This is a genomic window from Mycobacterium sp. IEC1808, assembly GCF_002101935.1.
Lineage (GTDB): Bacteria > Actinomycetota > Actinomycetes > Mycobacteriales > Mycobacteriaceae > Mycobacterium.
In genome coordinates this window covers 78253-102473 of sequence record NZ_LQPV01000033.1, presented here as the reverse complement: position 1 = coordinate 102473, position 24221 = coordinate 78253, and the positions used below count along the sequence as shown (strand labels likewise).

The window sequence follows — 24221 nt, the reverse complement described above, 5'->3', positions numbered from 1 at the left end:
CGATTCACGGCGTGTCCCGCTCGGCGAAGTGGCGTTGCCGCGCCAAGAGCGCCGCCGCCCGCTGCTCGGCGGTGACGCGCCGCGACGGGCCGAAGTAGTCGTCGACGCGGTCGACGTCGATCACGGTCGCGGTGGGCGTGGCGGGTTGCTCGGCCGCGGTGGCGCGCCAGGTGACGACCCCGCTTCGATACCCGCGCGCGTCGAGCCAGTTGTCGACGCCGACATCCTCGGTGGACAGCAACACCCGGACCCGGTCGCCGTCGGCGTGCGACTGGCCGAGATTCAGACTCGTCTGACGGGTGGCGATGTCGATCATCTCGCTCCACCGATTCGTCAGGCAAATGCCGACATACGGGCTGCCGCTGGGGATTTGGTAGTCGATCACCAAGGCCTGGCCCTCGTTCAGTTCCCAGGAGATGGGGACGAACCACGCGCCGGCCATCGCCGACGGCGGCTGCATCGGCGGGATGGCGAAATTCTTCGGCAGGGCCCCGAAGACCCGCGCGGGAATGTCCTTGACCCACATGGTGAACAGGTCCCGCGACGCGGCGAGGTGCTCGTCGAACGCTGCGACGCTCTGCGCCACCGACGCGGGCCCCGCCGGTCCGTCCGGATTGAGGCATTCGATGCGGATGGTGCCCTTGGATTGGTGTTGCCAGTCGCCGTAGGTCTGGTAGCAGCAGAACGACTCGGCCCCCGGCGGAAGCTGAAACCAGTTGGCATCGCCCGTTTTTTGCCGGGTGAAGTAGACCTCGAAGGAGCCCTCCGCCGCGATTTCCAGGTCTTCGGACTGGGTCTTGACCGCTTGGGCTTGATCGTCCTTTCCGGCGTAGACGCCGAAGGTGGTCTGTGCGACCGAGCCCAGCGTTCCGTAAACGCGGTAGTCGTGCGCGTCGTCGATGCGCGCCGACAGGTACAGGGTGTCGGGGTTGGAGTGGCCCCAGTTCCACGGCGCGTACTGGGCGTTGATCAGCGCGGGGCGGGCCGGGTCGCTGCGCAATTGCAGGCCCATGTACTGAATGTGGCCGATCAAACGCCCGAGAAGTGTACTGGCAGAAGCTTCGTCGAGGTCGCCTTGCGCCAGCGCGACGCCGAGCAGCTCGTCGTGCAGCTCGCCGAACCGTCGCCACGCCGCCCGCAGCGCATCCGTTGACTGATCGGTCATCGCTTGTCCTCGATTCCGTAGAAGTCGCGGTAGTACTGCAGTTCCGGCCAGAGCGCCGCGATGTCGAGCCCGTAATCCTCGGCGCGGTAGATGTTGGGCTTGCGGGTGGACGCGCCCCGCTTGTCCATGAACCGGCCCATCTTGCGGTGCACCTCGGGGGTGAGCTCGATGCCGAAGTGGTCGTAGATCGCCTTGACGCAGGCCATCGGGTCGCGAACCATGCGTTCCATCGGAAAGTCGATGAATTGCTCTGAGCGGTCGGCGAATTGACGCCGCAATTCGACGTTGCGGGCGAGCATTCCGCCGGTGCGCCAGCGCATGTAGCGGCCGTGGTCGTGCCAGTCGACCCCGTCCTGCACCATCGCGAAGACGGTGCCGGACAACTTACAGCTGGAGGCGATGACCTCGGTGGGTTCGCGGTAGGTGGTGACGAAGCGGGCGTCGGGGAAGACGTCGAGGATCTTGTCGATGTTGGCCATGTGCGGCGGGGTCTTCAGCAGCCAGCTCTCGCGCGGGCGCAGTCCCCCGCTTTGCATGTACTGCAGGAGCAGCTTCTCCTCCTGGTAGACCCAGGCGCGGTCCTGATCGGCCAACCACCGGTCATAGCCCTGGCAGTTGAACATGACGAGGAACGTCTCGCTGTGGAAGGCGTAGGCGTGCAGCAGCGCGCATTCCTGGGCCTCCCACGCGCCGAGCGGGTGCGCGGCGTCGAGATCGGGGGCCAGCGACAGGGTTCGGCGGATCTGCTTCTCGCTGCGCGCGATTCGCGGGTCGGTGCGCATGGTGCCCGGATCCAGCGGGGGGTGCAGCTCGTCGCACTCCCAGGTGAGCGGGAAGCGGAACCGGTCGTCCTGACTGAGCAGGTGATGGGTGATCGTGGTACCCGTGCGCGGCGCGCCGACGAGGAAGACCGGTTTGACGATGACCTCGTCGCGGATCGACGGATTCCGGCGGATGTGCTCCACGACCAGCAAGCGCTGGCGCAGCAGGTTGGTGATGTGCGTCGCGGCCAGGATCCGGCCGAAGCCGTTGAGCTTGTCTTCGGAATTGATCGAGTCGATGAGCCGGTCCAGTCCCGCTTCGAAGCGGGGATCACCGAAGTCGGTCAGGCCGCCCGCGCGCCGGCTGGCCCGGTCCATGAGCGCGTACTTGCGCAGCGGCACGGGATGGGCGCCGACGCGTCGGGCGGCGCGATAGGCGCCGTTGAGGATGCGAAACGGCAGCGGTCTGGGTGGCGTCTCGATGGCCATGACGGGCGTTCCTCACCGTTGAGGGGATAAGAATCGATGCGTCCCGGTGGTCAAGCGGACCGTTGTGCTCGATCCTGCAAAACATTACGATCTGAACGTAATGAAATCAACATCTTCCGCGCGCGATAATCGCGAGGCGAAGTCGCAGGGGCGGCCCCGCGATGCGCGCATCGACGATGCGGTACTGCAAGCCACCAACGAGCTGCTGGAAGAGATCGGCTATGCGCGGCTGAGCATTCCGTTGGTGGCAGCGCGGGCCGGCGCGACGCCGCCGGCGGTGTACCGGCGCTTCCCCACCAAGATCGAGCTCGTCTTCGCCGCGGTGTTTCCCCCGACGCCGCGCGCGGAGTTGCCTTTGACCGGCGACCTGCGGACGGTCGTGCGCAGCCTGCTCGAGGGATCCATCCACCTGTTCAGCCGGCCGGCGGTGCACAGCGCGGTATCGGGCCTGACGGCCGAACTGCCCTCCGAGCCGGGCTTGTCGGCGCGGCTGCTGGACCGGCTGCAGGGCGGCACCTACGAACGCCTGCAGCGCTACCTCGACCACGCCGCCGCCAACGGAGTGGCGGTCGACGGCATCGACGCGCGTCTGCTGATGGACATGATCGGCGGCACGGTGATGATGTCGATGGCCACCGAACGCACGCTCGACGACGGCTGGCTCGAGCACAACACCGCGCTGATCGTCCGGGGGCTGAGCCGATGACCGCCGGGCGGCCCATGGAAGTCGTCGCCTCCGCACCGGCCCAGCTGGGCCTGGGCGAAATCGGTCCGTGGGCCGCGCGCATGGAGCGCATCGGCTTCGGGGTCGTCCACGTGTCCGAGACCATCCACGATGTATTCACAATCGCGGCAATGGCATTGGCGCAAACGACGCGGCTGATCGTGCGAACGAGCATGGCGCTGGCGTTTCCGCGCAGCCCGATGATCACCGCCTATGCGGCCTGGGACCTCGCCCGCTACTCCGACGGTCGCTTCCAGCTCGGCCTGGCCTCCCAGGTGCGCGGGAACATCGTCGGACGATTCTCGGTCCCGTGGTCGCAACCGGCGCTGCGGATGCGGGAGTACATCGAATCGGTGCTGTCGATCTTCCACTCCTTCCAGACCGGTGAGCCCCTCGACTACAACGGGCGGTTCTACCGATTCGACCGCCTGCAGCCGTATTTCAACCCCGGCCCGAATCGGTGCGGACCCCCGCAGATCTGGACCGGCGGGGTCAATAGAAAGATGTGCGTGCTGGCCGGTGAGCTCTCCGACGGCTTCGTCTGCCACCCGACCAACTCGCATCCTTCGATCCTCGCGACGCAGACGCTGCCGGCCCTCGCCGAAGGCGCCGCGAAGGGTCGCCGCGGCCGAACTCCGCTCGCGGTGGTGGCCAATCCGCAACCCTTGATGGCCGCCACCGGTGACGAGCTGGCGCGGCTGCGCGAACACCGCCGCTCGGAGCTGGCCTTCCTCTACAGCACCCCCGCCTACCGCCGGCAGCTCGAATTCTTCGGTTTCGAGGACGTCGGCGAAGCGCTCAGCGCCATGGCGCGCCGGAACGAATGGACCGACCTGCCCGAGCACCTGACCGATGAGGTGATGGATCGGGTTGTGCCGCAAGGCACCTACGACGAAATTCCCGCCGTGCTCGCGCGTTGGTACTCCGGGGTGTGCACCGGCCTGAGCCTGCCGATCGGCGACGACATCCCCGACGACGTTCTCACGACGCTCATCGATCGCCTCAAGGCCATTCCGATCCTCACCGAAGGAAGATAATGATGAAAACACCACGATCGCCCCTGGCGCTGAAATCCCTTGTGGCCCAGCAATGGCGCGCGCACAGCCCACTGGCCCGGCGGCCACCGAAGAACTTCGCCGGGCAATACGGGCCGTGGGCACTCGTCTCCGGCGCCAGCGAGGGCATCGGCGGCGCCTGGGCGGATTACGCTGCGTCCCAAGGCTTGTCGGTCTCGATCGTCGCGCGTGACCCCGACAAGCTCGAGAAGAAACGGCAAGAACTGGTGTCGAGGTTCGGCGTCGACGTGCTTGCCATCTCCCAGGACCTCGGGGCGACCGACGCGGTGGAAAACATCGTCGCCGCCGTCGGCGACCGCGAAATCGGTCTGCTGGTGTCCAACGCCGCGCTGGCCACGGTCGGCGGATTCTGGGCCGATAACCTCGAATTCGAGCGGAAGCGGATAAACATCAACTGCTGCAGCCCGTTTGGGCTGACCTACCACTACGGGGCCCTCATGAAGGCGCGCCGTCGTGGCGGCATCGTCCTCATGAGTAGCGGCACGGGGCTGATCGGCAGCCCGTACTACACGCACTACGGCGCGACGAGGGCGTACAACATCATTCTCGCCGAAGGGCTCTGGTACGAACTGAAACCCGACAACGTGCACGTGTTGGCGTGCATGGCCGGGCTGACGAGTTCGCCGGGGGCCGCCGAGGCGCTCGAGGTCGCGCGGGCCAGGGGCAGCCTCATCAACACTCCCGAGGAGAACGTCGAGGAGGCTTTGCTGTATCTCGGCAAGCGGCCCAGCATGCAGGTGGGAGCGCCGAACCGGCGCATGATGTTCGTCGTCACCCGCCTGCTTCCGCGCCCCCTGGGCATCCGCGAGATCGGCAAACACGCCTTGAACAACTTCCTCGACGGGGTGCGGCCCTAGGAGGCGTTACTCGTCCTGAAGCTTGGGGTCCGCTTCCAGGTGGGTGAGGCCGTTCCACATCAGGTTGACCAGGTGCGCGGCCACCACTTCTTTTTTCGGCTCCCGGGTGTCGAGCCACCATTGCGCCGTCATCGACACCGAGCCCACCAGCGCCTGGGCGTACAGCGGCGCCAGGTCCGCGTCCAGCCCCCGGCGCGCGAAGTCGCCGGCCAGGATCGAGCTGACCTGGCTGACCGCGTCGTTGAGCAGGCTGGAGTAGGTGCCCGAGCTGATCGCGGCCGGCGAGTCGCGGATCATGATCCGGAAGCCGTCGGTGCGCTCCTCGACGTAGGTGAGCAGCGCCAGGGCGACCCGCTCCACCCGCACCCGGGACCGGTTGTTGGTCAGCGACGAGGTGATCATGTCCAGCAGCGCCGACATCTCGCGGTCGACGACGACCGCGTACAGCCCCTCCTTGCCGCCGAAGTGTTCGTAGACGACGGGCTTGGACACGTTGGCGCGCAGGGCGATCTCCTCGATCGAGGTGCCCTCGTAACCGCGCTCGGCGAACAGCGAGCGGGCGATGCCGATGAGTTGTTGCCGGCGATCGCTGCCCGTCATGCGGGCGCGCGCCGGCCGCGCTTCCTTGTCGGGCTCTTTATCGAGAACGGCCACGTCAGTCAGCGTATCGGGTCGGCACAACCGCACCGCCGGGCCGCGCACCGTCTAAAGTCTCTTGGTGGCGCGGGCCTATGGGGCTTGCAGTCCGTCGTGGTGTAATCGGCAGCACATCAGATTTTGGTTCTGAGAGTTCAGGTTCGAGTCCTGGCGACGGAGCAGCGTGGCTCTTTGCGGCGAGCGTGCAGGAAATGCAACGCTTGAGGGCGTGTCGGCGTACCAACACGCACGCCCGCGCGAAGGGTCCAATAGGAGAGTTCATGTCGTTTCGTGGTGACACCGCGGTCCTGGTCCTCGCGGCCGGACCGGGCACCCGGATGCGGTCCGACACCCCGAAGGTGCTGCACACGATCGCCGGCCGCAGCATGCTGTCGCATTCCCTGCACGCAATCGCCAAGGTCGCGCCCCAGCACCTGGTCGTGGTCCTGGGCCACGACCACGAGCGCGTCGCGCCGCTGGTCGGTGAGCTTGCCGAGACGCTGGGCCGCTCGATCGACGTGGCGTTGCAGGAACGGCCGCTGGGCACCGGCCACGCCGTCCTGTGCGGGCTGTCCGCCCTGCCCGACGACTACGCCGGCATCGTCGTCGTCACCTCGGGGGATACCCCGCTGCTCGACTCCGACACCGTGGCCGGCCTGATCGCCGCCCACACCGCCGAGTCGGCCGCGGTCACGGTGCTCACCACGACGCTCGACGACCCGGTCGGCTACGGCCGCATCCTGCGCACGCAGGACAACGAGGTGATGGCGATCGTCGAGCACACCGACGCGACGCCCTCGCAGCGCCAGATCCGTGAGGTCAACGCCGGCGTCTACGCCTTCGACGTCGCGGCGCTGCGGTCGGCGCTGAGCCGGCTGAGCTCGAACAACGCCCAGCGGGAGCTGTATCTGACCGACGCCGTCGCGATCCTGCGTGGCGACGGCCGGGCCGTGCGCGCCCAGCACGTCGCCGACAGCGCGCTGGTGGCCGGAGTCAACAACCGCGTCCAGCTGGCCGAGCTCGGCGCCGAGCTGAACCGCCGGATCGTCGCCGCCCACCAGATGTCCGGCGTGACCGTCGTCGATCCGGGCACCACCTGGATCGACGTCGACGTGACAATCGGTCGCGACACCGTCATCCACCCCGGCACCCAGCTGCTGGGCCGCACCCGGGTGGGCGGCCACTGCGTCGTCGGCCCCGACACCACCCTGACCGACGTCAGCGTCGGCGACGGCGCGTCGGTGGTGCGCACCCACGGCTCGTCCTCGTCGATCGGGGACGGCGCCACCGTCGGCCCGTTCACCTACCTGCGACCGGGGACCGTGCTGGGGGCCGACGGCAAGCTCGGCGCATTCGTCGAGGCCAAGAACTCCGTCATCGGGACGGGCACCAAGGTCCCACACCTGACCTACGTCGGCGACGCCGACATCGGCGAGCACAGCAACATCGGCGCGTCCAGCGTGTTCGTCAACTACGACGGCGAAACCAAGCGGCGCACCACCATCGGATCGCACGTGCGGACCGGGTCGGACACCATGTTCGTAGCCCCGGTGACCGTCGGCGACGGGGCCTACACCGGTGCCGGGACGGTGGTGCGCGACGACGTCCCGCCGGGGGCGCTGGCGGTGTCCGCGGGACCGCAACGCAACATCGAGGGCTGGGTGCAGCGCAAGCGGCCGGGCAGCGCGGCGGCCGAAGCGGCGGACAAGGCGGCCGCCAAGTCCGCCGAAGAAAATCCCGAGAATTCAGGACCCGAATAGACACCGTGAGTTTGGTCCCTGGCAACCCGGCCACATTTCCGTACCATTCGCTACGTACGATGGGGCTTCCATTTCGATCCCGAGGCAGGGCAGTGCGTTGAGCCACGACTGGACCGATAATCGCAAAAATTTGATGCTTTTCTCGGGCCGCGCGCATCCCGAGCTGGCCGAACAGGTCGCCAAGGAACTCGACGTCCACGTCACCGCCCAGACAGCGCGGGAATTCGCCAACGGCGAGATCTTCGTTCGGTTCCACGAGTCGGTGCGGGGCTGCGACGCCTTCGTCCTGCAATCCAACCCCGCGCCGGTCAACAACTGGCTGGTGGAACAGCTGATCATGATCGACGCGCTCAAGCGGGGCAGCGCCAAGCGGATCACCGCGGTCATGCCCTTCTACCCCTACGCGCGGCAGGACAAGAAGCACCGCGGGCGCGAACCCATCTCCGCGCGGCTGGTCGCCGACCTGCTCAAGACCGCCGGTGCCGACCGGATCGTGACCGTCGACCTGCACACCGACCAGATCCAGGGTTTCTTCGACGGGCCCGTCGACCACATGCGCGCGCAGAACCTGCTGACCGGTTACATCAAGGACAACTACCCGGACGGCAACATGGTGGTGGTCTCCCCCGACTCCGGCCGGGTCCGCATCGCCGAGAAATGGGCCGACGCGCTGGGCGGGGTTCCGCTGGCCTTCATCCACAAGACCCGCGACCCGCGGGTGCCCAACCAGGTGGTCTCCAACCGCGTCGTCGGTGAAGTCGAAGGCCGCACCTGCGTCCTGATCGACGACATGATCGACACCGGCGGCACCATCGCCGGCGCGGTGAACCTGCTGCGCGAAGACGGCGCCAGCGACGTGGTGATCGCGGCGACCCACGGCGTGCTCTCCGACCCGGCCGCCGAGCGGCTGGCGGCGTGCGGCGCGCGGGAGGTCATCGTCACCAACACGCTGCCGATCGGCGAGGAGAAGCGTTTCCCGCAGCTCACGGTGTTGTCCATCGCGCCGCTGCTGGCCAGCACCATCCGCGCGGTCTTCGAAAACGGCTCCGTCACAGGCCTTTTCGACGGTGACGCCTAGATGGCCGACACCGTCATCTACCACAACCCCAAGTGCAGCACCTCCCGAAAGACGCTGGATCTGTTGCGCGACAACGGGATTGAGCCCACGATCGTCCAGTACCTGAAAACCCCGCCGTCCCGCGCTGAGCTGGCGCGCATGATCCGCGATGCCGGCATCGACGTGCGCACCGCGGTGCGCAAGCGCGAACCGCTCTATGCCGAACTCGGTCTCGCCGACGCGTCCGACGACGAGTTGCTCGACGCCATGGCCGAACACCCGATCCTGATCGAACGGCCGTTCGTGGTCACGCCGAAGGGCACCCGGCTGGCGCGCCCGATCGACGCCGTGCGCGAGATTCTGTGAGGTTGGCCCGTGAGAAGGAGGCGGGCAATTAGGCCTGCGGCGATCAACGCCGGTGTCGTGGCGGTCGCGCTGAGCATGCCCGTGGCGGCATGTTCGCCACCGAAAGCCCCTGACTACCAGTCGATCCTGACGCGGAGTTCGACGACCAGCACCGCCGCCACGATGACGGATAAGCCAGTTCCGCTGTCGCAGTACCTGCAGGACATCGGCGTCAGCGGCCAACAGGTGGCGCCGGGATCGTTGCCCGATCTGAACGTTTCGATACCGACGCCGACGGGCTGGTCGCAGGCGAACAACCCGAACATCGCCAAGGAGACCCTGATGATCTCGCACGGCGGCAAGTATCCGACCGCGCGGCTGGTGGTCTTCAAATTGCACGGGGACTTCGACCCGGCGCAGGTCGTCAAGCACGGCAACGACGACGCCCGGCTGTTCGAGAACTTCAAGCAGCTGGACGCCTCCACCGACAACTACAACGGCTTTCCCTCGTCGATGATCCAGGGCAGCTACGACGTCGACGGCCAGCGCCTGCACAGCTGGAATCGGATCGTGATCCCCACCGGGTCGCCGCCCGCCAACCAGCGTTACCTGGTCCAGTTGACCATCACCACCCTGGCCAACCAGGCGGCCGCCGAGGCGACCGACATCGAGGGGATCATCCACGGGTTCGTCGTCGCCGCCAAGTAATCGGCGGCCTTCACTAAGCTCATCAGCCATGACGAACTGGACCGCCGCAGACCTGCCGTCGTTCGCCGGGCGCACCGTGATCATCACCGGCGCCAATAGCGGGCTGGGCGCGGTGACGGCCCGCGAGCTGGCCGGCAAGGGCGCCAAGATCGTCATGGCCGTGCGCAACGCGGGCAAGGGCGAGGCCGCCGCGAAGCAGATCACCGGCTCCCAAACCGGCCAAGTCGAGGTGCGCCCCCTCGACCTGCAGGACCTGTCGTCGGTGCGCCGGTTCGCCGACGGGGTGGGTGGGGCCGACGTGCTGATCAACAACGCCGGCATCATGGCCGCCCCCTACGCGCTGACCGCCGACGGGTTCGAGAGCCAGATCGGCACCAACCACCTCGGTCATTTCGCGCTGACCAACCTGTTGCTGCCCAAGCTGACCGACCGCGTCGTCACGGTGTCGTCGATGGCACACTGGCCGGGGCGCATCGACTTCGACGACCTGAACTGGAAGAACCGCCGCTACTCGCCCTGGCTGGCCTACAGCCAGTCGAAGCTCGCCAACCTGCTGTTCACCAGCGAGCTGCAGCGACGCCTCGACTCGGCCGGTTCGCCGCTGCGCGCGCTGGCGGTCCATCCCGGCTACTCGCACACCAACCTGCAGGGCGCGTCCGGCCGCAAGGTGGGCGACGCGCTGATGTCGGCCGCCACCCGGGTGGTGGCCACCGACGCCGATTTCGGCGCCCGGCAAACGCTGTACGCCGCGTCGCAAGATTTGCCGGGCGACACGTTCATCGGCCCGCGGTTCGGCTGGATCGGCCGAACGCAGCCGGTTGCCCGCAGCCGGCGCGCGCAGGACGCGGCCGCCGCCGCCCGGCTGTGGGAGCTGTCCGAGCAGCTCACGGGCACCAAATTCCCGTTGTAGGGCGTTGAGTGTGAGCTGAGGGCTTTCAGTGTGTGCTGAGGGCGCGATTTCCGACGATTTTCAACCCTGGCGCACCACGCAAAGCCGCCAATGCACAGTCAACGACCGCCCCGGAACATAGCGACCCGCCGAATGAGCGGCGGACGCGTTGAGTGTGAGCTGAGGGCTTTCAGTGTGTGCTGAGGGCGCGATTTCCGACGATTTTCAACCTTGGCGCAACACGCAAAGCCCTGCGTACACACTCGCCGATTTCCGCGCAATTTCCGCTCCGGGGCGCAGATGCGCTAACCTGACCGGGCGTCACGGCGAGGGTGGCTGGCAAGCCAGCACCGTTATCGACGGAGACCGACTTCAAATGTCGCGACCTTTGCCGTGCTCCCGATCCTGGTATTGAGCACATAGGAGCGACACGATGGCCAAGTCCGCAGTCAACCAACTCAAGGTGGCGGTGCGAGCCGAGACCGGCAAGGGCGCGTCCCGCCGGGCCCGCCGCGAGGGAAAGATTCCCGCGGTCCTCTACGGTCACGGGGCCGCCCCGCAGCACCTGGAACTTCCCGGGCACGACTATGCCGCGGTGCTGCGGCACTCCGGCACCAACGCGGTGCTGACCCTCGACATCGCCGGCAAGGAGCAGCTGGCGCTGACCAAGGCGCTCGACATCCACCCGATCCGCCGCACCATTCAGCATGCCGACCTGGTGGTCGTGCGCCGCGGCGAGAAGGTCCACGTGGAGGTCAACGTCGTCATCGAGGGCGAGGCTGGGCCCGACACCCTGGTCACCCAGGAGACCAACACGATCGAGATCGAGGCCGAGGCCATGTCGATTCCCGAGCAGTTGACCGTGTCCGTCGAGGACGCGCCCGCGGGCACCCAGTTCACCGCCGGACAGATCACGCTGCCCAGCGGCGTCAGCCTGGTGTCCGACCCCGACATGCTGGTGGTCAACGTGGTGAACGCCCCGACGGCCGCCGACCTCGCGGAAGAAGGCGCCGGCGAGGCGGCCGAGGGCGAGGCGGCTCCCGCGGCCGAAGAGGGCGGCGAGGCCGAGGCCTCCGCCGACGAGTCCGAGTAGGCGGCCCGCGACGTGGCCGAACCGCTATTGGTGGTCGGCCTGGGCAACCCCGGAGACAACTACGCGCGCACCCGGCACAACCTCGGGTTCATGGTCGCCGACTTGCTCGCCGCGCGGCTGGGTTCGAAGTTCAAGGCGCACAAGCGTTCCGGCGCCGAAGTTGTCAGCGGCCGGTTGGCCGGGCACTCGGTGCTGGTGGCCAAGCCGCGCTGCTTCATGAACGAGTCGGGCCGCCAGGTCGGGCCGCTGGCGAAGTTCTACTCGGTGGCCCCGGCCGACATGATCGTCATCCACGACGACCTCGACCTGGAGTTCGGTCGTATCCGGCTCAAAATCGGCGGCGGCGAAGGTGGTCACAACGGCCTGCGCTCGGTCGTTGCGGCGCTGGGCACCAAGGACTTTCAGCGGGTGCGCATCGGGATCGGGCGTCCGCCCGGACGCAAGGATCCGGCGGCGTTCGTGCTGGAGAACTTCACCGCGGCCGAGCGCGCCGAGGTGCCCACCATTTGCGAGCAGGCCGCCGACGCCACCGAGGCGCTCATCGAGCTCGGGCTCGAGCCCGCGCAGAACCGCGTGCACGCCTGGTAAGCGGACACGTGCTGAGTCGTCAGACCGGTTCTGCCGGCGAAGGTTCGGCGAAGCCGCGGCCGAACCGCTCCACCATCTGCCAGTACTCCGGCACGTTGCCGTCGCCCAGGTAGTCGACTAGCAGCCGCACCTCGGGCGGCAGATGTCCGTCGACGTCGGTGAAGCCGTACTCGCGGGCAAGGCGGGACGCGAAGAACGATCGGCCGGTGCGGGCCATCCGCTCGGGATCGGTGAACAGCGCGACGACCGCGCGCCCCGGGAACCGCGGGGACTCGCAGATATCGAGGTCGAGCCCGAACAGCTGGCGCGATCCCGACGGGCCCTCGGTCGCGAAGGCGAGGATGCGTTCGGTGAGCACCAGTCCCGGCCACAGCCCGACCACGGCGACATTGTGCTCGCGCAGTTCGAGCGCGGTGTCGTGGGTGATCTTCTCGATGGCTGCCTTCGCCGCCCCGTAGGGCGTGGAAAGGAGGTAGTCCTCGCAGCCGTGGGAGGAGATGTTGACGATCAGCCCGCCGCCCTGTTCGATCATCATCGGCGCGGCGAGCGCCGAGGTCACGAAGTTCGCGCGCGGCCCGACGACGAGGCTGTCGGTGATCGCCTGGAAGGGCAGCGTCCAAAACGGTTGGCCCACCATCGATGTGAAGTCCGGTGACGCCACGTTGACCACGATGTCGAGCCGGCCCGCCTCGCGCCGCAACTCGTCGAACACGGCCTCCACCTGCGCATCGTCGGCGTGATCGCAGGGCCGGGCCACCGCGGCGCCGCCGAGCGCCCGGATCTGATCGGCGGTCTGCTCAAGGCCGGTACCGTTGCGGGCGGTGAGCCAGACGGTGGCGCCCTGGTTGCCGAGCTCGATCGCGATGCCCTGGCCGATTCCCTGGCTCGCGCCGGTGACGAGGGCCACCGCGCCGTCGAGGCTTCGTGTCACTGACACTGCCCTCCAGTCGGCTCGAGCCCCTTGATCGGCTGCGGATCATGTTCGCACACACCGACTTTGGCCGCGCCGCCCGGCGAGCCCAGCCGCTCGAAGAAGTCGGCGTTGATCTGCGTGTAGCCGCTCCACTCGTCAGGCACGTCGTCCTCGTAGTAGATGGCCTCGACCGGGCAGACCGGCTCACAGGCACCGCAATCGACGCATTCGTCGGGCTGGATGTAGAGCATCCGGATGCCTTCGTAGATGCAGTCGACGGGACATTCCTCGATGCAGGCCTTGTCCTTGAGGTCGACGCAGGGCTCGGCGATCACGTAGGTCATCGCGAGATGTCTTCGAGCGCCTGGTGCGCCGCGTTGTAACCGGGGGTGAACGTAATGCCAGGGCCCCCATGGCATCCCGCGCCGCCCAGGTACAGCCCCTCGATCGGAATCGGCATGTCGATGAAGCCCTTCGGCCCGGGCCGGTTGGGCCCCATCAGGTCCGGATGCAGCATGCCGTGGCAGAAGTCGCCGGCGGGAGCCGCGAACATCGTCTGCATGTGGTAGGGGGCGAACGTGATATGCCGGATCTGGATCTCGCGGAAGTTGGGCGCGAAGCGGGTGATCTTGTCGATGACCTTCTCCGCCATCACGTTCTTGAGGTGGCCGTGCATTTCGCGGGGCGTTTCGACGGGGAACGCATAGGCGAACGCGCTCGCCGCGTGCTTCCCCGGGGGCGCCATGCTGGGGTCGTGCACCGACGGTATCTGCATGCCCATCGACGGATTGTCAGGAATGATGCCCCGCTTGCACTCCTCCCACTGGCGTTGTTGCTCTTCTGGCGAGCCGAATATGCCGATGGACGACGGCATGCCGGGTTCGTTGAGGAAGTCGTACGGCGGGGCGAATTCCGGCAGGCCGTCGAGCGCGAAATGGATCTGGACGAAGGGCGCGCGGTGGTCGCGACCGCTGAGCCGGGTGACGAGGTCGGCCGGTAGGTGCTCGGCCCCGACCATGTCGATCAGGGTCAGGTCGGGCGACAGGTTGGACACGACGACCGGCGCGCTGATCTCGGAACCGTCCTTCAGGCGCACCCCCGTCACCCGATCATTCTCGACGAGAATCTTTTCCACCTTGGCGCGGTATCTGATCTCGCCTCCGTAGGAGACGAACAGATCGTGCAGGTGCTGGCCGAGCGAGCCGATCCCGCCCTCGAGCTTGGTCATCATCGCCGCACCCTCGTTCGGAACGGCGAGCGCGAACGCCAAACATGTTGCGCTGCCCGGGGTGTAAGGGCCGCGGTAGGTGGAGTTGATGGCGAGGAAGGCGAGCATTCCGCGCAACACCGCGTGCTTGTCCCTGTCGGGCAGGAAGCGGTCGATGGCATCCATCGCAGACCCGAACAGCACTTCGTGGATGGCCCTGCGCTCGGATTCGTTTGCGGCGCAGGCGTACATCTCGTCGATCGTCTTGGGCGGCGTGCGCACCTCGAAGCGGCCGAGCGCCTTCGCCGGGCCCTGGCTCCAGCCGATCATCTCGGCCATCCCCGTGACGGCCTCGGTCCCGAGCTTTTCGGCGAGGTGGGTCATCAGCTGCATCGGATCGCGGTAGAAGATCATGGGTTCTTCGCCGTTGTCGCCGAGGTTGACCGACTGGACTTCGGCATCGACAGTGGGCAGCGTGTCCAGCCCGAGTTCCTTGGTGATTGCGGGGGCGGTGGGAAACTGCACCGAACCCGCTATCTCGTAACGGAATCCGTCGATCAACTCGACCGTGGCCGCCATTCCGCCGCTGTAGGTGTTGGCCTCCAGGCAGAGGGTGCGCAGGCCCGCGCGCTGCAGGACGGCCGCCGCGGTCAGCCCGTTATGGCCGGCGCCGACCACGATCGCGTCATAATCCGTCATCGCTGATGCTCCTTGTTCGAAACGGTCTTCGAGGCCACCTGGCGACACACCCATGGCGAGAGGACCCAATATATGTCAGTACTGACTTAATTGGAAGACGTCGGCGCCAGCCAGGATCGGGATGTGATGTGATGCCAGGCATGGGCGAGCCGACCAATTTGCACAAGCTGCGCCGCAGCAGGACCCATGAGGCGCTGCGGCAGGTGGCGTTGAAGAGGTTCGCGAGCGAGGGATTCGGCAACGTGACGGTGCAGCAGCTGGCACAGGAGGCCGGCGTCACCGAGCGCACGTTCTTCCGGCACTTCCCCACCAAGGAAGCCGTGCTGTTCCAGGACTACGACACGCACGTGGAATGGCTGGCCGAGGCGCTTACGCAACGCCCGCAATCCGAGTCGGTGTTCGACGCCGTGCTGGCCAGCATGGCCAGCTACCCGCACGACATAGAGGTGGTTCGGCAGGCGGCGCTCGCCCGCGCCGAACTGATCACCGGCGAGCAGATCGCCAGCCACCTGCGGGTGGTGCAGTCGTCGTTCGCCGCGGTCATCACCGACTTCGTCAAGCAGCGCTATCCCGACGTGGAGAACATCGAGCTGGTCGCCAACGTCGCGGGCGCCACGCTGGCCGCGGCCATGGTGATCGGGGTGGAGGCGTGGGGGCGCAACGGTTGCGTCGACGACTTGGCGGCCATCTCCGCCACCTGCCTGGACCTGGTCAGGTCGGGGCTTTCGCCGCTGACCTGAGCCCGCGCCGATGGCGAGTGTCCGTGTCTGTACGGCGCCGCCAAGGCCACCGATCTAGATATCTACTTCTGCGATCCGCACTCGCCGTGGCAGCGTGGCACCAACGAGAACACCAAACGGGCTGCTGCGTCAGTACTTTGCCAAAGGCACTGACCTGTCGGTGTTTCCGGCCGACTACCTCGACTACGTCGCGGCCAAACTCAACACCCGGCCCCGCCAGACTCTCGGCTGGAAAACCCCGGCCGAGGCCCTCGATGAACTACTCTGCAACCCATTCAAACCAACAGCTATTGCATAGAGTCCTGGAAACGGCCACGCAATCCATGGCAATTTGAGGACGCTCGCCGCAACGGGCGAGGCCGAACGAAAGCTAGCTGACCAGCGTGACCGAATTTGACCGGCGCAGCTTGCCCGACGGCGTCTTCGGGATGGTGCCGGGGCCCAGCACCACGACGTTGCGGGGACGCACGTCGACCTCGGCCACCACTTCGTGGGCGACCTGGTGCTCGATGCGGCGCACCTCGGCCGGGTCCTGCCAGGCGTTGGACTCGACCGCGACGGCGAACGTCTCGCGGGAGTGGCCGGCGTCGAGGCGCACCGCGACGGCGCAGCCGGGCCGGACCCCCTCGACGCGGCAGGCGGCCCGCTCGATGTCAGTCGGGTAGATGTTGCGGCCCGCCATGATGATGACGTCCTTGACGCGGCCGCACACCACGACGTGGCCCTCCTCGGTCAGGTAGCCGAGGTCGCCCGTGTCGTACCAGCCGTGCTCGTCCTGCGCCGGGATGAAGCCGCCCATCGTGAGGTAGCCGGGCGTCAGGGACTCGCCGCGCAGCTCGATGACCCCGACGCCGCGCGCGGGCATCACGTTGCCGCTTTCGTCGATGATGCGGGCCTCGAGGTCCTTCAGCAGGGGGCCCAGCGTGGCCAGCCTGCGGGTGTTGCCCTTGGTGGCCGGGACGGCGCGGCGCAGCGCGGCCAGCAGGTCGGCGTCGACCTCGTCGACGACGAGCCCGGCGTTGCACTCGGAGAACGACACCGCCAGCGTCGTCTCGGCCATGCCGTAGGCCGGCAGGATCGCCGAGGGCCGCAACCCGAACGGCTTGCCTGCGTCGAGCAGGTCCTCGACGTCGGCGGGCTCGACCGGCTCGGCGCCGGACAGCGCGAAGCGCAGGGTCGACAGGTCGAAGTCGCCGGGCTTGGCGTTGCGGCGCAGCCGCTTGGCCAGCAGCGCGTAGGCGAAGTTGGGCGCCGCGGTCATGGTGCCCTTGTACTTGTCGATGAGCTTGGCCCACAGCAGCGTGTCGCGCAGGAAGTCCATCGGCGTGACCTTGACCAGCTCCGCGCCGAAGTACATCGGGATGGTCAGGAAGCCGACCATGCCCATGTCATGGAAGCAGGGCAGCCAGCTGACCATGACGTCCTTCTCGACGTCGTACTGGGCGCCGATGAACATGGCCTCGGCGTTCGAGTAGATGTTGCGGTGGGTGATCTGGACGGCCTTCGGGGAGCCGGTGGACCCGGACGTCAGCTGCATGAGCGCCAGGTCGTCCTCGCCCACCTCGACGGGGTCGATCGGCTCCGATGCGAGCAGGTCGGCGACGGTGAGGACCTTGACGCCCTTCTCCTCCAGCACGGGGATGGCCACCAGGAAGGGCTCCGACACGATGACGGCCTTGGCCTCGATCATGCCGATGACGGTCATGGTGTCCTCGGCCCACACGACCAGGTCGGTGCGCGGTGTCGGCTGGTGCAGCATGGTCAGGCTGGCGCCGCGCATCCACAGGCCCTGCGCCGTGGGCGCGATCTCCACCGGGAAGCCGGCAAGGACGCCGACGGCGTCACCGAGGCCGATCCCCGCGGCGGCCAGGCCGCCCGCGATGCGACGGGCGCGCTCGTGGACCTCGCCCCAGGTGTGCCGGACGGGTTCGTGGGGTTCACCGGTGACCATGCCCGTCGTCGCGGTGCGGGCGTTGCGGAACATCTTGTCGGTAAACCTGCTCACAAAAACCTCCTCGGTTCCGGCAGTTGCCCCAAGGCCCGGAATCTCATGTTCCGCTTGCTGGGTGCCAGTTTGTAGCAGCCACGCGAGCACGATTGCGCAGCGGTTAGGTCTCGGACACGTGATGAGCCAACGAGCCCACCGGTAATTCCGGTGGGCGAAGGAATCGAGTGGTCTTGCTTACCGCTGCTCGTCACCGCCAGTTATCTTAAACTCCTCTTAAGTAACTGCCAAACTGTGGCGCGCCTTGAGTGCGAATTCACACTTCAGTGGGGGCGGGCACCACACGGGCTCCGGGCACCGGGCCGGTGGCGACCCGAACGGTGCGACACACGCCCGCCCCGGACAGCTGGGTCCCGACATCCACCGCCGACGCCGCCGATGTGCACAGGAAGGCACACGTCGGGCCGGAGCCGGACACGATGCCGGCCAGGGCGCCGGCCTCGACGCCGGCGCGCAGCGCCTTTCGCAGGCCGGGGTTCATGCTCACCGCGGCTGCTTGCATCTCGTTGCCGAGCAGCGGCGCCAGTTGCTCCGGGTCGCCCGCCGCCAGCGCCGCCAGCACCGGCCCGGGTTCGGCGAGCCGCGGCGGTTTTCCGGCCTTCCTGAGCCGGTCCAGCTCCTTGAACACCGCCGGGGTGAGCAGCTCGCCGTCGGCGAACGCCAGCACCCAGTGGAAGCTGTTGCGGGACAGCACGGTGGCCAGCTCTTCGCCGCGACCGGTTCCCAGCGCCGTCCCGCCGTGCAGCGCGAACGGCACGTCACTGCCGAGCTTCGCGGCGAGGATGCGCAGGTCGCGGCGCGGCACGTTGAGTTCCCACAGCGAGTTGATCGCGACCAGCACCGCCGCCGCGTCGGCGCTGCCGCCCGCCATGCCGCCGGCCACCGGAATGGATTTGTCGATCATGATCGAGACGTCGGGCGCCCGGCCGACGTGTTCGGCCATCAGCTCGGCCGCCTGCCACGCCAGGTTGCGCTCGTCGGTGGGCAGCTTGTCGGCGCCCTCGCCGACAAGCTCGAGCGACAGCACGTCGGCGTTGCGGACCGTCACCTCGTCCAGCAGCGAGACGGCCTGAAAGACCGTCGTCAGCTCGTGATACCCGTCCTTGCGGCGGTCCCCCACCGCCAGGTACAGGTTGACTTTTCCGGGCACCCGTACGGTGACCGACCCGGTGGGCACCCACTGCGCGGCGGTGTTGCCGTCAGACATTGTTGACCACCGCAGCAGACTAACGCCGCGCCGGGCGAACCACACGCCACGGCGCTCCGGTCAGCTCGCCGAGGCGTGCCCCGAAACGCTCGGCAACGTGTCGTCCGGATCGCCGGTGCGGCGCAACAGCCGCACGAAGTCGTCGATGGACAGCGTCTCGCCGCGGCGGGCCGGATCGATGCTGGCCGCGAGCAGCCGATTCGCCGACTCGTTGCCCGAGCCGGCCCACTCGGCGAACGCATTGCGGGATGTCTTGCGCCGCTGGGCGAAAGCGATGTCGACGAGTTCGAACACCCGCCGCCGGAATGCGTCGTCGGTCGGCCACGGCGCGGTCGCGTACCGGTCGATGCGCACCAGCCCCGAATAGACCCGCGGGATCGGCCAGAAGACGGTCGGCGACACCATGCCGCAGCGGCGCACCCGCCCAAAGAAGCGGACCTTCACGCTGGGCACGCCGTAGTCCTTGCCGCCCGGCTCGGCGGCCAGCCGTTCGGCGACCTCGGCCTGCACCATCACCGTCACGGCCCGAATGGACGGGAATTCGGCGAGCAGGTGCAACAGCGCCGGGACCGCGACGTTGTAGGGCAGGTTGGCGACGACGGCGGTGGGTCCGTCAGGCCCGGGCACCTCGTCCCGGCGCAGCGTCAGCACGTCACGGTTCAGCACAGACAGCCGGTGTATCTCGCTGTGCGAGTGTTCGGCGATGGTCTGGGGCAGCCGGCCGGCCAGCGCCGGGTCGATCTCGACGGCGGTGACGGTGGCGCCGCGGTCAAGCAGCGCCAGCGTGAGCGAACCGAGGCCCGGACCGACCTCCAGGACGTGGTCGGACCGGCCGACGCCGGAGGTCGCGACCACCCGTCGCACGGTGTTCGCGTCGTGGACGAAGTTCTGCCCCAAAGACTTTCGTGGCCGAAATTCTAGCTCTTTGGCCAGCCGCCTGATCTCGGTGCGCCCGAGTAGCCGGATGGTCAGCTTGCACCAGCTCTTCCGCTGCACACGGGCCAGGCGCCCCAGCCCTGGCGCTGCCGGGTCACCTCGGCGATGGCGATCTGCTCCTCGCGGGTGGCGAGGTCGGCGCGGGGCGCGAAGCGCAACCCGCCGTTGCGCTCCCAGGTCCCTTGGTCGAACTGCACACCGCCGTAATACCCGTTTCCGGTGTTGATCGCCCAGTTGCCGCCGGCCTCGCAGCCGGCAATCGCGTCCCAGATCGACCCGTTGCTCACCGGCGGCACGTCGGTGCCGGGCTTGGTGCCCACGCGCACCACGGCCTCACGGGCCGGGGTGATCACGGTGTTGGCGATGGGCAGCCTGCCGGTCTCGACGCCGTTGACCGTGGCCACCGCGAACGTCACGTCCTGCGTGCCCGGGCTGCCCGCGTCCTCGACGACCTGGCGGCTGACATTCATCTCCGGGTCCTCGATCCGGCGCGCGGGCGGCTGCAGCGGGACCCGCTCGGTGACCCGCTGGATCCGGTTGCGGGTGACCTCGATCTGCATCCCGTCCACGATCGGGGCCGCCGCCCCGGGGGTCACCTGATCGCTTTCCAGCAGCGGCGCGCCGGCGGCGTTCAACAGCCCGGCGACGTTGGCCGCGGCGAGGTGGACGGTGCGCACCGCGCCGCCGTCGTTGATCTGGACCGTCTTGGCGCTCACGACCGGCAGCGCCATCCCGGCCAGCGGAACGCGACTGCCGCGGGAGGCGGCGGCCGGGGCGGTGTCGGTCATCGCGAGTTGCGCCAGCGCCTCGTCCACGGTCGACGCGGTCGTCCACACCTGCTTGGAGTCCTGGCCGTCCAACGAGATCTGCAGCGGCCGGCTGCGCCGCAGCACGATGTTGGCGGCGTCGCGCACCTCCACGTCGGCGGCCGGGTAGAGGTCGTCGCGCTCGTCGACCCTGAAGCCGTTCTCCTGGACGATGTCGATCACCCGCGACTTCATCGTCGACACCCGCATCGCGATTCCGTCCACCGTCAGGGTCACCGTCTTGGACGCGGAAACCGCGAGCCCGCCGGCGAAGCCCAGTACTAACAGCAGGCCCGCGACAACGAGCCGCAACATCGGTGATGAATTGTGATGAAGTTTTGTCAATACAGTCAACGCGCGTTACTCCGCCTCAGCAACCAGTTACGAACCACTCAGCAAGAAAATGACTACAAACGACAGCGGGGCCCAAAGGCCCCACCGTTCGATCACAAGACGGTAACGAACCGGCCAATGTTCAGCAACTCCGACGCGTCGCTGTCGGGAAAATCACCGGCCCGCGCGGCTACCCGGCGGCCAGCCCGTAGACCCGGCGGGCATTGCTGGTCGTGACCTGCGCCAAGTCTTCGGGACGGCGATCCAGCAGTTCAGCGATCGCCCGCACAGTATAAGGAAGGCAATAGGGCTCATTCGCTGCGCCCCGATAGGGGTGCGGGGTCAAAAAAGGCGCATCGGTTTCCACCAATAGCTGCTCCGGTGGGATCAGCGCGACGGCCTCCCGCAGGGCGCGCGCATTGCGGAAACTGACCGTCCCGGACAGGCTGAGCAACCACCCACTAGCCACGCAGCGGCGGGCCATCGCGCTGTCCGATGAAAAGCAATGAAAGATCACCGCGTCGGGTGCGCCCTCGGCGGCCAGCACGTCGAGCACCTCGGTGTCGGCCTCCCGGTTGTGGATCATCAGCGGTTTCCGGAGGCGCTTGGCCAGGTCGATATGCCAGGCGAAGGCCTCCCGCTGCGCGGACGGCTCCGCGCAGCCCTCCAGCCGGCCCGGCCAATACATGTCCATCCCGGTCTCCCCGACCGCCACCACCCGGGGGCGGGCGGCAAGCCGCTGGATCTCGGCGCGGGCCGCGTCGTCCAGGGCGTTCGCGCGGGTCGGGTGCAGCGCCACGGCGGCGTAGACGCGCGAATCCCAGTCGGCGGCGCGCGTCACCCAGCGCGCGGAATCGAGATCGTCGGCGACGGTGACCACCGCTTGCACACCGACCGCGGCGGCGCGGTCGACGATGGCCCGCACCTCCTCGGCCCCCATATCCGGCCCGGCGCCGCACGCGTCGAGGTGGGTGTGCGCGTCGATCAAAGGCGCCAGCGGCTCGGGTGCGGGCGGCGCTTGTCGTTCACCGGAGCGGTTGGAACTCACCGCCACACAATAGGGTGAGTCTCGATGAGGCCCTACTACATCACCACCGCGATCACGTACCCCAACGCCGCGCCGCATTTGGGGCACGCGTACGAGTACATCGCCACCGACGCCATCGCGCGGTTCAGGCGGCTGGACGGGTACGACGTGCGCTTCCTGACGGGAACCGACGAGCACGGGCTCAAGGTCGCCCAGGCCGCCGCGGCCGAGGGCCTGCCCACGGCCGAGCTGGCCCGGCGCAACTCGGATGTCTTCCAGCGCCTGCAGGAGCGGCTGAACATCTCCTTCGACCGGTTCATCCGCACCACCGACGCCGACCACCACGAGGCGTCGAAGGAGATCTGGCGGCGGATGGCCGCGGCGGGCGACATCTACCTGGACACCTACTCGGGCTGGTATTCGGTGCGCGACGAGCGATTCTTCGTCGAGTCGGAGACCGAAGTCGTAGACGGGACCAGGATCGCGGTCGAGACCGGCACCCCGGTGACCTGGACCGAGGAGCGCACCTACTTCTTCCGGCTGTCGGCGTATGCAGACAAGCTGCTGGCGCACTACGAGGCGAACCCCGACTTCATCGCGCCCGAGGTGCGGCGTAACGAGGTGGTCAGCTTCGTCTCCGGCGGCCTGCGCGACCTGTCCATCTCGCGGACGTCGTTCGACTGGGGGGTGAAGGTCCCGGATCACCCCGACCACGTCATGTACGTCTGGGTCGACGCCCTGACCAACTACCTGACCGGCGTCGGCTTCCCCGACACCCGCTCGGAGTTGTTCCGGCACTATTGGCCCGCCGATCTGCACATGATCGGCAAGGACATCATCCGGTTCCACACCGTCTACTGGCCGGCGTTCCTGATGTCGGCCGGAATCGAATTGCCCCGCAGGGTTTTCGCGCACGGATTTCTGCTCAACCGCGGCGAGAAGATGAGCAAATCCGTGGGCAACATCGTCGACCCGGTTTCGCTGGTCGACACCTTCGGCCTCGACCAGGTGCGCTACTTCCTGCTGCGGGAGGTGCCGTTCGGCCAGGACGGCAGCTTCAGCGAAGAGGCCATCGTCACCAGGATTAACGCCGACCTGGCCAACGAGCTCGGCAACCTCGCCCAACGCTCGCTGTCGATGGTGGCCAAGAACCTGGACGGGGTGGTGCCCGAGCCGGGCGAGTTCACCGCGGCGGACACCGAGCTGCTGGCGACGGCCGACGGCCTGCTGGAGCGGGTGCGGGCCAATTTCGACGGGCAGGCAATGCACTTGGCCCTCGAGGCAATCTGGCTGATGCTCGGGGAGGCCAACAAATACTTTTCGGCCCAGGAGCCGTGGGTCCTGCGCAAGAGCGAGTCCGAGGCGGATCAGGCCAGGTTCCGCACCGTCCTCTATGTCACGTGCGAGGCCGTCCGAATCGCGGCGCTGCTCGTCCAGCCCGTCATGCCCGAGTCGGCCGGCAAGCTGCTGGACCTGCTCGGCCAGGGCGCGGACCGGCGGGCTTTCGACGCGGTCGGCGCTCGGCTGGCCCCCGGCACCGCCCTGCCGCCGCCGACGGGTGTGTTCCCGCGTTATCAGGCGGAGTGAGCCGAAGCAGACCAACGGTACGCAGCGTCCGGCGACGCAACCGGGGTGGGCTCCCGGCGCGGTCGCGTCGCCGCGACACACCCGGGAAAGTTTCGTTTTTCGGGGCCGTACAAACCCATTCGCAGGAATCTTGCGCGCCATGGGGAAAAGCGTCGGAACTGCGTCATGCCATAGGCCATAATCGGCATGTGGAGCGACGACGAAGCCGGCAACAAAACCAATCGCCGATGACTACCTTGAAGGAGTTGCCCGCGTTGGTCGTCCTGGAAAGAATTCCGATTCCGGTGCTCGCCATCGGGAACGACGGCAGCATCTTGTTCACCAACACCGCCTTCGCGGAGATGGTGGGCTTCGATCCCGAAGAGGTTCTCTCCCTGCGGTTTCACGAGATCTTCCACGAGGCTCCGGAGTCGGACTCCCTACTTTCGGTCGTGCACGCACTCGCGAACATGGTCGTCGAATTGGCCCATAAGGACGGTTCGGTGGTTCGGGCTCTGATGAGCAAGTCGGCGCTCCTGCGCGCGGACGACCAGTTCGCGCTCGCGGCGTTCCAAGACCTCACCGAGCAATTGTGGGTCGAGGAACGCTAGGCGCCGATCTTTAAACCTTTAGG

24 protein-coding genes, 1 tRNA gene and 1 pseudogene are annotated in these 24221 nt (G+C 67.6%); 15 read left to right on the top strand and 11 right to left on the bottom strand.

The window, feature by feature from the left end; translation table 11 throughout:
• Positions 1-4: 4 nt before the first annotated feature.
• Both AWB92_RS19460 and AWB92_RS19455 read right to left on the bottom strand, forming a co-directional pair.
• Positions 5-1165, bottom strand: coding sequence for a hypothetical protein (locus tag AWB92_RS19460; RefSeq protein WP_085188557.1), 1161 nt, complete (start codon positions 1163-1165; stop codon positions 5-7).
• The gene (locus AWB92_RS19455) at positions 1162-2415 is read right to left on the bottom strand and encodes a sulfotransferase (RefSeq protein ID WP_085188555.1); all 1254 of its coding nucleotides are present in this window, start codon (positions 2413-2415) and stop codon (positions 1162-1164) included. The genes AWB92_RS19460 and AWB92_RS19455 overlap by 4 nt, the downstream gene beginning before the upstream one ends.
• Positions 2416-2461: 46 nt before the next feature.
• Here AWB92_RS19455 and AWB92_RS19450 point away from each other — a divergent pair, with 46 nt between their 5' ends.
• The 3 genes from AWB92_RS19450 to AWB92_RS19440 are packed head-to-tail and all read left to right on the top strand — an operon-like array spanning position 2462 to position 5072.
• A complete protein-coding gene (locus tag AWB92_RS19450; RefSeq protein WP_241523520.1) occupies positions 2462-3121 on the top strand; it encodes a TetR/AcrR family transcriptional regulator in 660 nt (219 codons plus the stop codon).
• Positions 3122-3135: 14 nt separating this feature from the next.
• Positions 3136-4176 carry a TIGR03617 family F420-dependent LLM class oxidoreductase gene (locus tag AWB92_RS19445; protein WP_085188553.1) on the top strand — a complete coding sequence of 347 codons (1041 nt, stop codon included), beginning with the start codon at positions 3136-3138 and terminating at the stop codon, positions 4174-4176.
• 2 nt (positions 4177-4178) lie between these two features.
• Positions 4179-5072: an SDR family NAD(P)-dependent oxidoreductase gene (locus AWB92_RS19440; protein ID WP_158090390.1), complete on the top strand. Its 894-nt coding sequence runs from the start codon at positions 4179-4181 to the stop codon at positions 5070-5072.
• Positions 5073-5078: 6 nt separating this feature from the next.
• Here AWB92_RS19440 and AWB92_RS19435 read toward each other — a convergent pair whose 3' ends face one another.
• Complete coding sequence (locus AWB92_RS19435) at positions 5079-5672, bottom strand: TetR/AcrR family transcriptional regulator (protein WP_142282191.1); 594 nt, start codon at positions 5670-5672, stop codon at positions 5079-5081.
• 144 nt (positions 5673-5816) lie between these two features.
• Here AWB92_RS19435 and AWB92_RS19430 point away from each other — a divergent pair.
• The 8 genes from AWB92_RS19430 (at position 5817) to pth (ending at position 12148) form a co-directional block, all read left to right on the top strand.
• Positions 5817-5888: transfer RNA gene (locus AWB92_RS19430), tRNA-Gln, on the top strand.
• A gap of 101 nt (positions 5889-5989) precedes the next feature.
• On the top strand, positions 5990-7468 hold the full coding sequence (glmU, locus tag AWB92_RS19425) for a bifunctional UDP-N-acetylglucosamine diphosphorylase/glucosamine-1-phosphate N-acetyltransferase GlmU (protein WP_085188549.1): 1479 nt from the start codon (positions 5990-5992) through the stop codon (positions 7466-7468).
• A 97-nt stretch (positions 7469-7565) separates the two neighbouring features.
• Positions 7566-8546 carry a ribose-phosphate diphosphokinase gene (locus tag AWB92_RS19420; RefSeq protein WP_085188547.1) on the top strand — a complete coding sequence of 327 codons (981 nt, stop codon included), beginning with the start codon at positions 7566-7568 and terminating at the stop codon, positions 8544-8546.
• Entirely contained in the window at positions 8547-8891 is a 345-nt protein-coding gene (gene arsC / locus AWB92_RS19415; protein WP_085188545.1) for an arsenate reductase (glutaredoxin), read from the top strand.
• A gap of 75 nt (positions 8892-8966) precedes the next feature.
• Positions 8967-9578: an LpqN/LpqT family lipoprotein gene (locus tag AWB92_RS19410; protein WP_085188604.1), complete on the top strand. Its 612-nt coding sequence runs from the start codon at positions 8967-8969 to the stop codon at positions 9576-9578.
• 28 nt (positions 9579-9606) lie between these two features.
• Complete coding sequence (locus tag AWB92_RS19405) at positions 9607-10488, top strand: oxidoreductase (RefSeq protein ID WP_085188543.1); 882 nt, start codon at positions 9607-9609, stop codon at positions 10486-10488.
• A gap of 412 nt (positions 10489-10900) precedes the next feature.
• The gene (locus tag AWB92_RS19400) at positions 10901-11560 is read left to right on the top strand and encodes a 50S ribosomal protein L25/general stress protein Ctc (protein WP_068188268.1); all 660 of its coding nucleotides are present in this window, start codon (positions 10901-10903) and stop codon (positions 11558-11560) included.
• A gap of 12 nt (positions 11561-11572) precedes the next feature.
• Positions 11573-12148, top strand: coding sequence for an aminoacyl-tRNA hydrolase (pth, locus tag AWB92_RS19395; RefSeq protein ID WP_068100102.1), 576 nt, complete (start codon positions 11573-11575; stop codon positions 12146-12148).
• 19 nt (positions 12149-12167) lie between these two features.
• Here pth and AWB92_RS19390 read toward each other — a convergent pair whose 3' ends face one another.
• Genes AWB92_RS19390 through AWB92_RS19380 form a run of 3 tightly spaced genes read right to left on the bottom strand, consistent with a single transcriptional unit; the run spans position 12168 to position 14967 of the window.
• Positions 12168-13079 (bottom strand): SDR family NAD(P)-dependent oxidoreductase, encoded by a 912-nt coding sequence (locus tag AWB92_RS19390; RefSeq protein WP_158090389.1) that lies wholly within the window; start codon positions 13077-13079, stop codon positions 12168-12170.
• Positions 13076-13405: a ferredoxin gene (fdxA, locus tag AWB92_RS19385; RefSeq protein ID WP_085188539.1), complete on the bottom strand. Its 330-nt coding sequence runs from the start codon at positions 13403-13405 to the stop codon at positions 13076-13078. Before fdxA ends, AWB92_RS19390 begins: the two co-directional genes overlap by 4 nt.
• Complete coding sequence (locus tag AWB92_RS19380) at positions 13402-14967, bottom strand: NAD(P)/FAD-dependent oxidoreductase (RefSeq protein WP_085188537.1); 1566 nt, start codon at positions 14965-14967, stop codon at positions 13402-13404. Before AWB92_RS19380 ends, fdxA begins: the two co-directional genes overlap by 4 nt.
• A 140-nt stretch (positions 14968-15107) precedes the next feature.
• Between AWB92_RS19380 and AWB92_RS19375 the strand changes: the two genes are divergently transcribed.
• The gene (locus AWB92_RS19375; protein ID WP_085188535.1) at positions 15108-15707 is read left to right on the top strand and encodes a TetR/AcrR family transcriptional regulator; all 600 of its coding nucleotides are present in this window, start codon (positions 15108-15110) and stop codon (positions 15705-15707) included.
• Positions 15708-15752: 45 nt separating this feature from the next.
• Positions 15753-16005, top strand: a pseudogene (locus tag AWB92_RS19370) (IS30 family transposase); the annotation flags it as partial.
• Positions 16006-16077: 72 nt separating this feature from the next.
• Here AWB92_RS19370 and AWB92_RS19365 read toward each other — a convergent pair.
• The 5 genes from AWB92_RS19365 to AWB92_RS19340 all read right to left on the bottom strand — a co-directional run bounded on the left by AWB92_RS19365 (position 16078) and on the right by AWB92_RS19340 (position 22048).
• Positions 16078-17712: a fatty acyl-AMP ligase gene (locus AWB92_RS19365; RefSeq protein ID WP_068188247.1), complete on the bottom strand. Its 1635-nt coding sequence runs from the start codon at positions 17710-17712 to the stop codon at positions 16078-16080.
• A gap of 256 nt (positions 17713-17968) precedes the next feature.
• On the bottom strand, positions 17969-18919 hold the full coding sequence (locus AWB92_RS19355) for a 4-(cytidine 5'-diphospho)-2-C-methyl-D-erythritol kinase (RefSeq protein ID WP_068188244.1): 951 nt from the start codon (positions 18917-18919) through the stop codon (positions 17969-17971).
• 60 nt (positions 18920-18979) lie between these two features.
• Entirely contained in the window at positions 18980-19924 is a 945-nt protein-coding gene (gene rsmA / locus AWB92_RS19350; RefSeq protein ID WP_085188533.1) for a 16S rRNA (adenine(1518)-N(6)/adenine(1519)-N(6))-dimethyltransferase RsmA, read from the bottom strand.
• Positions 19888-21015, bottom strand: a complete 1128-nt coding sequence (locus AWB92_RS19345; protein WP_206601303.1) for a resuscitation-promoting factor — start codon at positions 21013-21015, stop codon at positions 19888-19890. The genes rsmA and AWB92_RS19345 overlap by 37 nt, the downstream gene beginning before the upstream one ends.
• Positions 21016-21184: 169 nt before the next feature.
• Entirely contained in the window at positions 21185-22048 is an 864-nt protein-coding gene (locus AWB92_RS19340; protein ID WP_085188529.1) for a TatD family hydrolase, read from the bottom strand.
• Positions 22049-22066: 18 nt separating this feature from the next.
• Here AWB92_RS19340 and metG point away from each other — a divergent pair, with 18 nt between their 5' ends.
• Entirely contained in the window at positions 22067-23608 is a 1542-nt protein-coding gene (gene metG / locus AWB92_RS19335) for a methionine--tRNA ligase (protein ID WP_085188527.1), read from the top strand.
• Between the two features lie 227 nt (positions 23609-23835).
• Positions 23836-24198, top strand: a complete 363-nt coding sequence (locus AWB92_RS19330) for a PAS domain-containing protein (RefSeq protein ID WP_068100125.1) — start codon at positions 23836-23838, stop codon at positions 24196-24198.
• Positions 24199-24221 lie beyond the last annotated feature (23 nt).

Bases quoted from the DNA above. Each gene is read 5' to 3' on its own strand.
- AWB92_RS19455 (WP_085188555.1), bottom strand. From the start codon at position 2,415: ATGGCCATCGAGACGCCACCCAGACCGCTGCCGTTTCGCATCCTCAAC.
- AWB92_RS19400 (WP_068188268.1), top strand. From the start codon at position 10,901: ATGGCCAAGTCCGCAGTCAACCAACTCAAGGTGGCGGTGCGAGCCGAG.
- AWB92_RS19375 (WP_085188535.1), top strand. From the start codon at position 15,108: ATGGGCGAGCCGACCAATTTGCACAAGCTGCGCCGCAGCAGGACCCAT.
- AWB92_RS19440 (WP_158090390.1), top strand. From the start codon at position 4,179: ATGAAAACACCACGATCGCCCCTGGCGCTGAAATCCCTTGTGGCCCAG.
- AWB92_RS19330 (WP_068100125.1), top strand. From the start codon at position 23,836: ATGACTACCTTGAAGGAGTTGCCCGCGTTGGTCGTCCTGGAAAGAATT.
- AWB92_RS19405 (WP_085188543.1), top strand. From the start codon at position 9,607: ATGACGAACTGGACCGCCGCAGACCTGCCGTCGTTCGCCGGGCGCACC.
- glmU (WP_085188549.1), top strand. From the start codon at position 5,990: ATGTCGTTTCGTGGTGACACCGCGGTCCTGGTCCTCGCGGCCGGACCG.
- arsC (WP_085188545.1), top strand. From the start codon at position 8,547: ATGGCCGACACCGTCATCTACCACAACCCCAAGTGCAGCACCTCCCGA.
- AWB92_RS19460 (WP_085188557.1), bottom strand. From the start codon at position 1,165: ATGACCGATCAGTCAACGGATGCGCTGCGGGCGGCGTGGCGACGGTTC.
- AWB92_RS19445 (WP_085188553.1), top strand. From the start codon at position 3,136: ATGGAAGTCGTCGCCTCCGCACCGGCCCAGCTGGGCCTGGGCGAAATC.
- AWB92_RS19380 (WP_085188537.1), bottom strand. From the start codon at position 14,967: ATGACGGATTATGACGCGATCGTGGTCGGCGCCGGCCATAACGGGCTG.
- AWB92_RS19435 (WP_142282191.1), bottom strand. From the start codon at position 5,672: ATGACGGGCAGCGATCGCCGGCAACAACTCATCGGCATCGCCCGCTCG.
- fdxA (WP_085188539.1), bottom strand. From the start codon at position 13,405: ATGACCTACGTGATCGCCGAGCCCTGCGTCGACCTCAAGGACAAGGCC.
- metG (WP_085188527.1), top strand. From the start codon at position 22,067: ATGAGGCCCTACTACATCACCACCGCGATCACGTACCCCAACGCCGCG.
- AWB92_RS19410 (WP_085188604.1), top strand. From the start codon at position 8,967: ATGCCCGTGGCGGCATGTTCGCCACCGAAAGCCCCTGACTACCAGTCG.
- AWB92_RS19355 (WP_068188244.1), bottom strand. From the start codon at position 18,919: ATGTCTGACGGCAACACCGCCGCGCAGTGGGTGCCCACCGGGTCGGTC.